Raw genomic sequence first — 13,869 nt, 5'->3', positions numbered from 1 at the left:
TTATTACATACTGGTTGCATTTTTTTTAAATATAACTTACCACCTTTATTCTGTAACTGGATCTCGTATATATGTTTAAGCTATATACATATGCCAAATCAGTAGGATTTTCTTTTAATTCCTTAATTGAATCCATATCTTCTTTTAATATTGGTCCAGTTTCAATCTGAATTAATTTTTTTGACATATTTTCTAAGTTTAAATCATTAAAAAGAAGATCATTTAATATAATTCTACGTTTGTCCAACAATAATTCTATATCATTTGAAATACTCTCAATATCTCTACATTCACTAATAGGAGTTGTTCTATGAAAATTTTATCACCTATTGGAATTAAATTCTAATTTTTTATTACATTTTCTTTTATATTATTGCTAATTAATTTAATTATTGTCATTATTAGTCAGATAGCTCTATTTTATTAATTAATAATTTTTCTTTTTCAGACAATACCTTTTCTAAATTAATTAATATTAGTAATCCATTATCTAGCTTTCCAATACCTGTTATAAATTCTCTAGCATCCCCTGAAATAATATCAGGTGTTGGATCAATATCACTATCATCAAGTCTAATAGTCTGAGAAGCTTCATCAACCAAAAAACCTACTTCTTTTTGACCTATACTAATAATAATTATCCTTGAATCTTTACCTATAATAGATTCTTTCATATTGAATCTTTTTCTTAAACTAATAACTGGTATAACATTACCTCGAAAATTAATTATGCCTTCAACAAAACTAGGTGCATTAGGAACTTTAATAATTTCTTGATACTGACTTATTTCTTTTACATTCATTATATCTATTCCATATTCTTCTTTATCTAATTTAAAAATAACATATTGTTTTTCAGACATTACATATACCCCCATTTAATTCAATAGTGTATATTTCTATAAATTATGATGTATTCCTCCTAATTTACTAAAACATTATACCTCATCATATTGTTAAATATTTTATATAATACTTTATTTTACAATTCTATAAATAATTTAATAATAAAAGAAAAATGAAAATATAATTGATATTAAAAAATTAACTAAACCAATAAATCCAAACGATTTTGCTGCAAATCTCAGCACTTTATTTTCCAAAGCTGGATCATGAGAACTTTCTTTAAAACTTTTTTTCTTTAAAACAGATTTTTTGTGAATTTTCCAAGCCTTTAATCGCAAAAATACACCTAAAATTAAAAAAATATTAGCAGAAATAAAGAAAGCATTAGAAAAGTGTATTATTTTTACATTTTTGCCTTTAACAACTATAGTAATAATTAAAGTTATTAAAACTACAATTAGCGAACCTAAAAGAGTTTTCTTAAAATTTTTACTCTTAAAAAAAGATTTATCATTATTATTCTGTTCATCTTTCACAATAATCACCTCTACATAATATAGAAAGTTTTTCATCAGCAGTATATTAATTAGTTTAATAATTGTATAAAATCATATAGAAAAGCGAACATAGTTCGCTTTAAAATTCTTTTCTATTCTATTTAATCTTTTTACAACTGTCACGTTTCAGTATTTGAAATGGCAATATTACATCATTAGCTTCAAGCTTTTCTCCTTTTAACTCTTTTATAATCTTCCTAATAGCAACTGCCCCAATATCGTAAAAAGGTTCCTTAATAGTCGTTAATTTTGGTCTAAATATAGAACCAATATTAGTTCCTCCAAAACCAGCAATAGACAATTTTTCAGGAATTTTAATATTATTATCATAACAATAATTCATGATCCCTATAGCAATTTCATCGCACCCGCAAAATACTGCAGTTACATTATCTGAATTATTAACTATGTCTTTTGCAATATCATATCCATCCTGTATATTATTCCCATTAGTGTAAAATACTATTTCATTTTCTAATTCATGTTCACTTATTGCTCTTCTATATCCACTTTCTTTAGTTTTTTCTAAAGAATCACCTTCTAAATTAATACCAACATAAGCTATTTTGTTATGTCCTAAATTAATCAAGAAATTTGTCATTTCATAAGCTGCGTCAAATACGTCTATTGAAACAGTAGAAATGCCTTGTTTATAATAATATCTATTTAAGTATACTAAAGGAAATTTGTATTGATTTATATTTTCAAATAAATCATTATTTAATATATCGGAAATTAATATAATACCTTCTACTTGTTTTCTATTTAAAAGCTGAACAAACTTTAACTCAGCATTTTGATCACCATAACTACTACATAAAAGTATGTCATAATTATACATTTTCCCAACTTCTTCAATTCCTCTTACCATTTGTGCAACATAAGAATTTCCTATATCGGTAACTATAACACCGATTAAGTATGATTTTTTAGTAACTAGTGTTCTTGCAATTTCATTAGGCTTGTACCCAACCTGTTCAATAATTTCTAGAACCCTTTTTCTAACTTCAGGACTAACGGGTTTTGAATCATTTATTACTCTAGAAACAGTTGATATAGATACTCCAGCGAGTCTAGCAACATCTTTAATTGTTACAGTCAATTTAGTTTCCTCCTCTCTTTTACATTATTATACCATACAATATGATTATATATGTATTTGAATATAAAGCAAATTATTAAAAATATTAATTTTTATTTGTTTTATTGATAAAATTGCATAATAAAATATTTTAAAAAATTATAACTTGTTTATAATTTTAACCTTTTCATAAGTAGTTCCATCTAAATCTTCATATAAAATATTTTCTACTTTATATCTATTATTAATCAGTTCCATGTATTTCCTTCTTTTTCAACAAAAAATTACTTTTGTATTTATTATATTATACTTTAATAATCAATAGATATTACTAAATATTATTTATTTCATGTTATTTTAGTTTTTAGAATATATTAGAATATATCAAAAAATATCCAGCAATGTTCAAAATGCTGGAAAGTCGGTTTTTAGATAAATCAATATTTTTTATTGATATAAAACTATTATCCTTCAATACTTTCTTTTTTCATAGCCTCATATAATTTAAACAAGCTTCTTAATAAAAATTCTTTGCTTTCTTCATCTAAATCGTTCAGTTTACTAGAAAGATAAATTCTTCTTCTATCTAGAACCTGGTCTACTAATTCATAGCCAATAGATTTGACTTTCAATCTAACAATTCTTTTATCTTTATCATCCTTAATCCTTTCGACAAGATTATTTTTTTCCATTCTATCAATTAAATCAGTAATAGTACTACATGCTAAAGACATTTTTTGACTTAATTCACCAATAGTTAAATTACCATAATCTATAAGTATTTGAAGAGCAATAAACTGTGGTCCAGTTATACCAAAATCATTCAATATCTCTCTACCTTTTTTTCTAATTACGTAATCTACATACCTTAAATACTTTTCAATTAAAACAACCTTTTCTGAATAATCACTAGTTTTCAACGAAATTAACCTCCTATATATATTTCATAATAAACATAAACTCAAACTCAATAATATATTTTTGACATTTTTAACCTCAACTTGTTTACCCTTTACTAAACCAATATTTACCTTGTTTCGATACACTAAGTATTTTATCATTTTGCTAATAATTAAGTCAATGTTTCACACTAGAATATAAACTACAAATTCTAATTCGTCAGATTTTAATTTTCAGTATTTAATTTATTTTTTTACATAAATAGAGGATTTTTTTATATTATCTAGAATATAAAATATATCTATTTTGTAATTGGAAAGGGTGGTAATATTGTGAAGCATTTTCATACTAAATCAAAAAAAGATAGATACTTATCAATAATTATTATCTCTCATTCAAAAAAAACAAAGCAAGTTGTTTTACCGTCATATCTTCCTAAGCTTTTAACTTCTTTATCATTAATTTTAATAATTACTTTTAGTATATATACATATAATTTGAGGAATTCTTATACAAGCCTTGTAACAGAACATAAAGATACTCTCAACACATTAAATAACCTCAATAAAATTAATTCATCTCAAAAAGAAGAAATAGAATCTTTATATTCAATTACTTCAGAAATTGAAAAAAAGCTTTCATATATATCAGAATTACAACATACTGTCAAAACCATGGTGGGGTTGGAAGAAAATGATGAAGAAATAACAACTGCTTCTAGAGGTGGAGAATCATATATAAGAAAATCACCTAGTTCCATATACAATAAATCTGAAATAGAATCAGAATTTAATAATTTATCCATTCAATTAGACAAAAGTGAAGAAGAACTAAATACACTTATTACGGATGTAGAAAAAAGATTAGATTTTTTAGAAGCACAACCTAATCTAATGCCTACAGTAGGAAGAATAACTTCGACTTTTGGCTATAGGGATAATCCTTTTGGAAAAGGAAGAGAATTTCATCAAGGTATTGATATAGCAAATGAACCTAAGACAAAGATCAAAGCAGCTGGAAAAGGTGTTGTTACATACGCTGGGTATAATGGTAGTTATGGGAAAGTAGTAATAATAAGTCATGGGTACGGCTATCAGTCAATTTATGGGCATAATAGCAATATATTAGTAAAAGTTGGAGATAGCGTAGAAAAAGGTCAAATAATAGCTGAAATGGGTAATACAGGAAGAAGTACCGGTACTCATCTACATTTTGAAATTAGGTACTACGGTAATCCTATTGACCCATACAAAGTTTTAAATAATAACTAAATTGGGAGGTAATAAAAATGTTTGGAAAAACAAATATTAACAATGAAAAAATTGATACATTAATAGGAGAAGGTACAAAATTACAAGGAAAAGTTGAAGGGAAAGGTAGTATAAAAATAGATGGTACTATCGAAGGCGATATAATATTAAATGGCAATATTATACTTGGTGAAAAAGGAAACATAAATGGCAATGTTATTTGTGATAACATATATATTTCAGGTAAAATTAATGGTAACATTTCATGTAAAGAACAATTAAGAATAACAAATACTGGTAAACTTTTTGGTGATATTGAAGTTAACAATTTTGTTGTTGATGAAAATGCAATATTTGAAGGAAATTGTAAAATGAATAATAATAGTGTTAATAGAAATAAAGATGAAAAAGTAAAACAAGAAAAAAGTAAGTAGAGGAAACCCTGCTACTTAATCAATATCCTAAAAGCATTAGAAAGCACTTCAAAAGTAGCAGGCAACTTTCCTCCATATTCACCATCTATATCAATAGGTATATTATCTTCTGAATTTACCGATAATTTTTTTGTTCTAAAATATTCTACATTTGGATGATTAATATGTTCTCCTTTAAAAATATTTATAAAAATATTAAAAAGATCTTGAATATCAGATTTTTTTACAATTATACAATCTAAATAACCATCTGAAACATTAGCACTTGGTGCAAGTTTTTTAAATCCCCCAATAGAAGAAGTATTTGATAGAAGAAATAATAATACTTCTTCCATGCTACTATACTCATCGCTATTAAATTCAACTTTGATAGGTTTAAGTTTTTGTTTTGGAATTTCCATTAACCCTTGAATATAGTAAGCCATTCTTCCAAACATAGTTTTAAGCTCAGGTTGAACTTGATAAGGAACATTAGTTAATAATCCACTAGCAGCAACATTAACAAAACACCTATCACCTATCCTACCTAAATCAACATCAATTTGTTTTCCTTCTAAAACCATATTACAAAATTCCTTAGGACTTTTCGGTAACCCTAAGTAATTTGCAAAATCATTAACGGTACCCGCACCTAAAATTGCAACAGGTATTTTTCTACCTCCTTTAACAATTCCTGAAGCTATTTCATTTACAGTTCCATCACCACCACAAGCAATAATTAAATCCCAATCCTCATTACAGCATTTTATAGTTTCATAAAAAGCATCGTTTCGTTTGGTTGTAGAATACTTCCCCATAATATATCCATTATCCATTAACATTTTACATATAGAATCTAGCCTTCTCTGTATTATCTGTCTACCTGAAGATGGATTATATATAATTTTAGCCTTTTTCATACTATCACTTCCTAATTGATAATAAACATCTTTTAACTCTTATCATTCATATATAAACATACAACATCTTCTACTAAATTATATCCCTATTTCTTTATTTTATAGCAATTATGTTAGAAATTAAATATTTTTTTATTTAATATTAAACTTTTAATATAATTTAAATTGCAATATTAAATGCAACACTTTGTGAGAAGAAGTATGGTATAGATATCCAAACTCTTATAGTTTTATAATTTTAGGTCGATATTACTTTATTTTGTTGTCAAGGGAAGGGTGGAGATTTTCGAGCATATGCGAGAAAATACTACCCGACCTTGACAACGTATCGAAATGATATAATTGGCTTTAGGCCTTTTGGCATACTAGCCGAAAGGCCTTAACGATATAAGATCATTTACTAAGGCACTCCTGTCTTTTGTTTCTTAGCTACATTTATTTGCTAAATCTCAAACGATAGACAACAGCAAATGCTTGTCCTTGAATTCATTACTATTCTTACATAAACTCAATAGTTCTTCATAAAAACATTCTTTTGGCGTTTTATAATCCAATATCTTCCTCGGATATTCATTCATCCAGTCTTCGATACTCTGGATGAATGATAAAGGTATTCTTTTTATTGTTTTTCCTTTCGGAATAAAACGTCTGATTATACCATTTTGTCTCTCATTGCTTGCTCTTTCCCATGATGAATAGGGATGAGCAAAGTAGGCTTCACTTTTATACTTCTCTAAAATACTGGATAATTCACTAAATTCTGAGCCATTGTCAGCGGTTACACTACGAAATACCTTAGAGAATAAAGCACCATATCGGTTTTTAAGCTCTACAAATACATTACGAACAGCTTGACTGTTCTTTAAATCTAGTAAAAATATCAATTCATATCTTGTTTTCCTCTCGGTTAATGTTAAAAGTACTGCGTCATTCGAACGTTTACCGACAACAGTATCGATTTCCCAGTGTCCAAACTCTTTACGAGTTTCTACTTCTTTTGGCCTTAAATCTATACTTTTGCCCATAATTCGTTTATGTTTTTTGGAGTTGTTTTTATTTTTAGGTTTTAATCTAGGTTTGAGTTGTAAATCAATATTGCGTACTTTAAGAAATCCTCTGTCTATGTAATTATATAGAGTTTTTGTGCAAACCATCGGTTTTTCCTTCCATTTAGGATCTCTTTTGCAATACCCTACGATGCTATCTGGAGACCACTTCTTTTCTGCTAACATCTTTTTTTCAGCAAATTCAATAAATTCCTTAGCATGTGAAAGCTTGCATTTAGCGCCACAGTTTTTACGACGTTTTTCATATACTGCCTGGCCTGCTTCAGGAAAATAGGCTTCATAAGTCGATAAATCGTACTTAAGTTGAGTTACAGTCCCTCTTTTTATTTCTCTACTAATGGTACTAGCATTACGACCAAGTTGTCTTGCAATATATCGAAGGCTCTTTCCTTCAGCTAAAAGAGCTGCAATTTTTCCTCTCTCATATACATTTAGGTGTTTAAAAGAGCGTCTTTTCGTGGTACAATTAGATTGAACCATAGTGAGACCTCCCTATATTTTTTTAGTTTGGATAACTATATCATACAGGATTTCTCACTATGGTTCTATATTTTTTACCTGTTGCATTTAATTTTACAATGAACCAACTTTTAATATAATCAATTGAATCTTTACATATATCTACTTTTCTAGTACAATATTTATTTAGGTAGTAAATAAAATTTAGGAGTGGTTGATTTGATAGACTTTCACGTCCATAGCTACTTTTCTATAGATTGTAAATTTACAATGGAAGAAATGGTAAGCAGCGCTATTGAAAAGAAAATTGATACATTAGCCTTTACTGATCATATAGATTTAGGATTTTATCCTGATTCAATTGATTATGTTTTTCATGTTTCAGATTATTATAAAGAATATAAAAAAGTAAAAAATAATTACAAAAATAAAATAGAACTACTTCTAGGCGTTGAATTAGGTGCTCACCCAAATTTAAACAAAAAATTAGAAACATTAATTAACTTAAATTCGTTAGATTTCGTTATATTATCAATTCATTCAGTAAACGAAAAAGAATTATATGATGGCACTTTTTATAAAAATAAAAAGTTAAATGAAATATATAATGATTATTATAATTTTATGCTTAAGTGTTTAAAAAACTTTGATAACTTTGATGTAGTAGGCCATCTTGATATTGTCGATAGATATTATAATTATATGGAAAATAGACTAAGTATTGACCAATACATTGATATATTAAAAATAGTTTTGAAAAAGATAATTAGTATGGAAAAAGGAATTGAATTAAATACTTCAGGTATGAGATACGGTATGGGATATTTCCATCCTCATATAGATATATTAAAATTATATAAAGAACTTGGCGGAGAAATAATAACTATAGGTTCAGACGCTCATACCCCCCAAGATATAGGAAGTCAATACCATGAAGCAAAAAAACTTTTAAAAGATTTAGGTTTCAAATATATATGTACTTTCAAAAATAGAAAAAAACAGATGATTAAAATAAAGTAAAGCTATAGCTAAAATTAGCTATAGCTTTATTTTATTTATTTCTCTTCTTTTATCGCTCTTACAATTTGTGCAATGAAAAAGATGTAAACATATTCTACTACAAGTATTACAATAAACTTCTGTTTGTTTTAAACCATTACATAATAAGTACACAAAATCCATTAAATAGTCCTTTCAACATAGCTAATATTTTAATTTCATTTTTTATTATTTACTTTATATAATTAATAATTCTCTTTAAGTAATATCTAATTATAATAAGAATATTTATATATTAAAAATATTCTTGAGGTGATATGTTGAATAAATCAGGATTTCTTTATGGCACATTAATACTAATAATAATTAATTTTCTAGTTAGATTATTAGGTTTTGTCTATAAAATAGCATTATCAAGACTAATAGGTCCTGAAGGTATAGGACTTTTTCAAATGGTTTTTCCCATATTGATGTTTTTCATAACGTTTACTACAGCAGGAATTCCTGTCGCTATATCAAAAATTATTGCAAAAGAAAGTTCAGTAAATAATTATAACAATATTAGAAATATTTTTAAGGTATCATTATTATTAGTTGTAATATTATCATTTGCTTTAAGCATGATTCTTATAATTTCAAGAAACCTAATTAGTCAAATTTTTTTACATAATAATGATATGCAGTTATTACTCATGTTTGTCAGCCCCTCAATAGTTCTTATATCACTATCTTCAATATTCAGGGGATATTATTATGGTTTATCTCAGATAAAAATTTCTGGAATAGCACAAGTTATTGAACAAATTACAAGAATAACCTTTGTATTAGGAACTATTTTTTTACTATCACCAATTAGTTCTAAAACAGGAGCTTGTATTGCCTTAATAGGAATAAGTATAGGAGAGTTATCTGGTTTACTTTTTCTAATATTCAAATATTCAAGAAATAAAAAAATAAATTATAAATATATAAAAAAAATGAAATCAAGAAGAATATTGTATCAAATAAATCATATAGCCTTTCCAATTACTATCTCACGATTAGTCAATGTTATTTTTCAATCAATTAACACAATAATTATACCTCAAAGATTAATACATGCAGGATATTCACACAAAGAATCAATTGAAATATTTGGAAGAGTTACTGGTATGGCAATGCCCTTCATTTTCTTGCCTTTCATAGTTACATCTGCATTAGTTATAAATATAATTCCTAACCTGTCAAAAGATATAAGTTTAAAAAAATATAAAGATGCAAAAATTAATATATCAAACTCCATAAGGATTACATTAATAGTGTCTATACCAATTTTTTTAGTATATGTATTTTGGGCTGAACCAATTGCTATTTTCTTTTATGATGACTGTATAGTAGCAAAATATTTAAATATATTAGGTTACAGTACTCTATTCCTTTCTTTACAGCACGTTTTATCAGGAATTTTACATGGCATAGGAAAACAAGTTTCTTCAACAATCAATTACATTATAGGTATGACTTTACAACTTATTTTGACATATAAACTCGTAGGTAACCCAAGCTTTGGTATAAATGGCTTTTTGATAAGTTTCTTTATATCTGTTGTACTCATTTCTTTCTTGAACTTTTTGAGCGTTAACCAATATGTTAAAATTCATATTAATATAAAAGATTTCATAATTAAACCTCTACTATCTTCCGTAATTTCTATCGGAACAGTAATGATCTTATATAATTATTTAACATATACATCAATTAAAAATTATATAATATTCTTATCATGTTTAATTTTAGGATGTTTAATCTATATTGGATTTTTATTTTTAACAAAAAGTCTTCCCTCTATTCTGATAAAAAATATTTTTTCAAAAAAGCAAAACCCTTAAGCCTTAGGCCTAAGGGTTACTAATCCCAAGATGACGTTGCCCAACTAATTCATACCCGCTTCTCACGCAGGTGGGTGCCCTGTCAATAACTTTTGACTTCCTCTTAAAGATATGTCATATTAAAGGCATGTCATACGTTATTGAACCCGAGCTCCCGGATGTCTTATGTCGGTTGAATTATACTGGGCTGTCGTTCATCGCAGGACTAACTTCTAAATATATTATACTACAATTTTAATAATTTTAAAAACCCTAATATAGTAATTTATCAGCTTTATTTTAGTTTATATGCAATTATGTAAACTTTAATGCCTATTCCTAATTATCTCTATAGTATTTGTATTAAGCATAACCATCGTTTTTACATACCAACAATGGTTATGCTTATATTTATATTATATTTCTAAAATACTATTTAGTTCTTCTTCTCCTATACTTTCCTTTTCTAGTAAAATATTTGATATTTGATTTAATTGTTTTAAATTACCAGAAATAACTTCTTTAGTTTTTTTATATAAATTCATAGTTATTTCTTTGCATCTATCCAAGACATATTTACTAGAACCAATATTATCTCCGAGAATAGCTTCATAATTTAATAATCCTAATTTCTCATCCATTCCTAACTTAGCAACTATTGTCATAATAATATTTGTTGCTCTCGATAAATCATTTGAAGCACCAGTAGTTATCTTATCCGTTCCGAACACTATCTCTTCTGCTGCTCTGCCTCCTAATAACACCATTATTTGATTTATCAACTCTTCTTTAGTTTGGTACATTTTATCTTGAGGTATACTCATACTAAACCCTCCTGTACCTTTGGTACTAGGAATTATAGTAACCTTAGTAACTCTATTATTCGGTAAAACAAGTTTAGATACAAGAGCATGTCCAGCTTCATGAAATGCAGTTATCTTCTTATCATCTAAAGATACAGAAGTTCTATCTTTTTTTTCTTCACCAACCATTATAGAGTAAAAAGCTTTATCTATATGGTCCATAGTAATTACCTCATTATTGTTTTTTGCAGCTAGTATAGCTGACTCATTCATTAAACTTTCAAGTTTTGCACCACTAAAATAAACAGTTTCATATGCAACTTTCATTAAATCTACACTTTTACTTAAAGGCTTATTTTTACTATGAAGCCTTAAAATTTTGTGGCGGGCATTTACATCTGGAAGACCTACCTCTATTTGTCTATCAAATCTACCAGGCCTTAATAAAGCCTCATCAAGTGTATCAATCCTATTAGTTGCTGCTATAACAATTATACCTTCATTACCATTAAAACCTGACATCTCAGTTAAAAGTGCATTAAGGGTCCTATCACTTTCATCATTACCACCGCTTAATGTTCCTCTCCTTTTTTTGCCAAGTGCATCTATTTCATCTATAAATATTACACATTTACCTTCTTGCCTAGCCTTTTTAAATAGATTTCTTATTCTACTAGCTCCTAGTCCAGCATAAACTTGAATAAAATCAGAGCCTGAAACAGCATAAAAAGGCACTCCTGCTTCTCCTGCTAAACCCTTAGCAAGTAATGTTTTGCCTGTTCCTGGGGGACCATATAAAAGTATACCTCTTGGCATACGTGCTCCATATTTCTGATATTTCTCAGGATTTCTAATAAAATCAACAAGTTCTTTAAGATTTTCTTTAGCTTCTTCGTTACCAGCTACATCTTCAAATGTAGTGTATTTATTATCCTTATTACTATTATCTACTGTTGACATTTGAGTGATTTCTTTCTGTGCTTGTCCTGTTACATTCTTGTTTAATAAAAATATCATTCCTCCAATACCTATAAGAACAAATATATACATGAATAAATTTTGAAATGTGTTATTCTCATCTGATTCAACTACTTTAATACCATTTAGTAATAAATATTCTTTAAAATCTTCTGTCCTCGGATTATCTGTAATAAAAAGTTCACCATCTTTTAATTTGCCTTTTATTTTAGAATTATCATCTAGCATTACTTCGCTAACATTTCTCTGCGTTATTTCCTCTAAAAAAGATTTATATGAAATCTCTGTATAAGCATCTTTTGATTTAAAATATACTAAATAAAAAATAGCTGATGATAAAATAATAACAATTAAAATAGAAATAATTAACTTTTTCTTATTTAGCTTCAAATTTTTCACCTCGTTAGTTTACATAATGTTGATATTATTATAACATAACAATCTGAATTTGTCGAATCTTAAACTAAGTACTTTAAACTTCTCTAACTATTGAAAAGATGGAATACATTAATGTATTCCATCTTTTCTTTCTACTCTTCTTCACTTAACAATATCTCTAATACCTTATCAAGTTTTTTCTGTTGTTCTTCATTCAGCAAAGGTCTGATTTGATCTAATTTCTTTAATTTTTCCTTATATTCTTCTTTCTTTTCAGAACTTAATTTCTTATTTAATTTAATTATTTCAAAAAGTATCTCTTCATTTGACTTTTTTGAATATTTTTCAGCCATATTTTTTAATACATCTACTTGCTCTTCAGTTGGCTGAACTTTATCTTTTAATAAATCAAATATTTCATTAACATCTTTTCTATCATCCATTTATCATTCCTCCTTACAGTCTTTTTTATTGATGCTCATAGCAACTACAAAATAATAGTTTCAAATTTGTATTGTTCTACAGTATACTAAAATTTATGTTTTAAGATTCAAATATATTACAACACTTTAAAGAATTTATTTATCATTAGAAAGTTTCATAAAAAATAACACATTTAATATTTAATATCGAAGCAAATTTCGAGGAACAAAAAAATTAAATTATCATAATATACAATATAAAGCTATTTTGAAAGGCAATTCTTTCAAGGAGGTTTAGTGTTGAATGAAATAATAATATCAGAAAAAAAATTAAATTATCCTAAATTTACAAATAGACTAATTCTTTTACTACCTATTTTATTAATTATTAAAGGTAAAAGAAATTTAATTTATTTCAATAACAGCATTCATAAAAGAAACCTAGTTTTAGATAATTTAAATAATATAAAGCCTAAAATTCAGTTATTGAAAAAAATTGGTCCTTATCTATCTGAACCACAAGTAAATATATTAAATAAAATAATAATTCTTTTTGAAAAAATTAATCGAACTGTTAGCTTAATAGATTTTCTATCAAAAGATAATAATTATAAACCAATAGTCATAAATAATATTACTTCAAAAAAAGAACGCTTTAATGGTATATTAAAGGTATTAGAAGATGAATTACCAAAAGAAACTACAAAAATTATTAGTCCTATCATCGAAATTGCAGCAAACTTTGAAAAATACAAAGGAATATTATCAACTCTAACTAATCTAATTGGGTCAAATGGAAATTCTGAATTAAATTTTGATAATCTAATAAGCTCATTTTCTTCAATTTTAAGTGATAAAGATGAAAGTAATATAAAAGATATATCAAAAATGTTAGAAATATTAAATGTCTTAAATTCCCCAATAAATGAAGAAGACCAATCAAAATAAT

At 26.6% G+C, this 13,869-nt stretch carries 14 protein-coding genes and 1 other RNA gene; 5 read left to right on the top strand and 10 right to left on the bottom strand.

What is annotated here, in order from left to right; all coding sequences use genetic code 11:
• Positions 1–25: 25 nt before the first annotated feature.
• From ACZ41D_RS07190 to ACZ41D_RS07170, 5 genes are all read right to left on the bottom strand, one after another.
• Positions 26–250, bottom strand: coding sequence for a hypothetical protein (locus tag ACZ41D_RS07190; protein WP_464150755.1), 225 nt, complete (start codon positions 248–250; stop codon positions 26–28).
• A gap of 151 nt (positions 251–401) precedes the next feature.
• On the bottom strand, positions 402–863 hold the full coding sequence (locus tag ACZ41D_RS07185; RefSeq protein ID WP_464150754.1) for a chemotaxis protein CheW: 462 nt from the start codon (positions 861–863) through the stop codon (positions 402–404).
• A 138-nt stretch (positions 864–1,001) separates the two neighbouring features.
• Entirely contained in the window at positions 1,002–1,382 is a 381-nt protein-coding gene (locus tag ACZ41D_RS07180) for a hypothetical protein (RefSeq protein ID WP_464150753.1), read from the bottom strand.
• A gap of 118 nt (positions 1,383–1,500) precedes the next feature.
• Positions 1,501–2,505, bottom strand: a complete 1,005-nt coding sequence (locus tag ACZ41D_RS07175; RefSeq protein WP_464150752.1) for a LacI family DNA-binding transcriptional regulator — start codon at positions 2,503–2,505, stop codon at positions 1,501–1,503.
• 443 nt (positions 2,506–2,948) lie between these two features.
• Positions 2,949–3,404 (bottom strand): MarR family winged helix-turn-helix transcriptional regulator, encoded by a 456-nt coding sequence (locus ACZ41D_RS07170; RefSeq protein ID WP_464150751.1) that lies wholly within the window; start codon positions 3,402–3,404, stop codon positions 2,949–2,951.
• Between the two features lie 312 nt (positions 3,405–3,716).
• On the opposite strand from ACZ41D_RS07170, the gene ACZ41D_RS07165 reads away from it, so the two are divergent.
• Together ACZ41D_RS07165 and ACZ41D_RS07160 are read left to right on the top strand one after the other, a co-directional pair.
• Positions 3,717–4,655, top strand: coding sequence for a M23 family metallopeptidase (locus ACZ41D_RS07165; protein WP_464150750.1), 939 nt, complete (start codon positions 3,717–3,719; stop codon positions 4,653–4,655).
• 17 nt (positions 4,656–4,672) lie between these two features.
• Positions 4,673–5,068: a bactofilin family protein gene (locus ACZ41D_RS07160; RefSeq protein ID WP_464150749.1), complete on the top strand. Its 396-nt coding sequence runs from the start codon at positions 4,673–4,675 to the stop codon at positions 5,066–5,068.
• Between the two features lie 11 nt (positions 5,069–5,079).
• On the opposite strand, the gene ACZ41D_RS07155 is transcribed toward ACZ41D_RS07160, so the two are convergent.
• A complete protein-coding gene (locus ACZ41D_RS07155) occupies positions 5,080–5,967 on the bottom strand; it encodes a YegS/Rv2252/BmrU family lipid kinase (protein WP_464150748.1) in 888 nt (295 codons plus the stop codon).
• A 449-nt stretch (positions 5,968–6,416) separates the two neighbouring features.
• On the bottom strand, positions 6,417–7,514 hold the full coding sequence (locus ACZ41D_RS07150) for an IS30 family transposase (RefSeq protein WP_464150747.1): 1,098 nt from the start codon (positions 7,512–7,514) through the stop codon (positions 6,417–6,419).
• A gap of 198 nt (positions 7,515–7,712) precedes the next feature.
• Between ACZ41D_RS07150 and ACZ41D_RS07145 the strand changes: the two genes are divergently transcribed.
• Positions 7,713–8,513, top strand: a complete 801-nt coding sequence (locus tag ACZ41D_RS07145; protein WP_464150746.1) for a histidinol-phosphatase HisJ family protein — start codon at positions 7,713–7,715, stop codon at positions 8,511–8,513.
• A 299-nt stretch (positions 8,514–8,812) separates the two neighbouring features.
• Positions 8,813–10,360, top strand: coding sequence for a stage V sporulation protein B (gene spoVB, locus ACZ41D_RS07140; RefSeq protein ID WP_464150745.1), 1,548 nt, complete (start codon positions 8,813–8,815; stop codon positions 10,358–10,360).
• 18 nt (positions 10,361–10,378) lie between these two features.
• Here the strand turns inward: spoVB and ssrS are convergent.
• The 3 genes from ssrS to ACZ41D_RS07125 all read right to left on the bottom strand — a co-directional run bounded on the left by ssrS (position 10,379) and on the right by ACZ41D_RS07125 (position 12,941).
• Positions 10,379–10,569, bottom strand: a non-coding RNA gene (gene ssrS / locus ACZ41D_RS07135) — 6S RNA.
• A 186-nt stretch (positions 10,570–10,755) separates the two neighbouring features.
• On the bottom strand, positions 10,756–12,510 hold the full coding sequence (gene ftsH, locus ACZ41D_RS07130) for an ATP-dependent zinc metalloprotease FtsH (RefSeq protein WP_464150744.1): 1,755 nt from the start codon (positions 12,508–12,510) through the stop codon (positions 10,756–10,758).
• A gap of 140 nt (positions 12,511–12,650) precedes the next feature.
• Entirely contained in the window at positions 12,651–12,941 is a 291-nt protein-coding gene (locus tag ACZ41D_RS07125) for a hypothetical protein (protein ID WP_464150743.1), read from the bottom strand.
• A 279-nt stretch (positions 12,942–13,220) separates the two neighbouring features.
• On the opposite strand from ACZ41D_RS07125, the gene ACZ41D_RS07120 reads away from it, so the two are divergent.
• On the top strand, positions 13,221–13,868 hold the full coding sequence (locus tag ACZ41D_RS07120; protein WP_464150742.1) for a hypothetical protein: 648 nt from the start codon (positions 13,221–13,223) through the stop codon (positions 13,866–13,868).
• Position 13,869: the final 1 nt, after the last annotated feature.

The sequence above is a fragment of the Brassicibacter thermophilus genome, assembly GCF_055378355.1.
Note: the sequence above shows the minus strand (reverse complement) of the source record. Positions and strands in the feature narration are given on the sequence as shown.

Coding starts and splice junctions, on each gene's coding strand:
- ACZ41D_RS07125 (WP_464150743.1), bottom strand. CDS start 12,941: ATGGATGATAGAAAAGATGTTAATGAAATATTTGATTTATTAAAAGAT.
- ACZ41D_RS07155 (WP_464150748.1), bottom strand. CDS start 5,967: ATGAAAAAGGCTAAAATTATATATAATCCATCTTCAGGTAGACAGATA.
- ACZ41D_RS07160 (WP_464150749.1), top strand. CDS start 4,673: ATGTTTGGAAAAACAAATATTAACAATGAAAAAATTGATACATTAATA.
- ACZ41D_RS07185 (WP_464150754.1), bottom strand. CDS start 863: ATGTCTGAAAAACAATATGTTATTTTTAAATTAGATAAAGAAGAATAT.
- ACZ41D_RS07150 (WP_464150747.1), bottom strand. CDS start 7,514: ATGGTTCAATCTAATTGTACCACGAAAAGACGCTCTTTTAAACACCTA.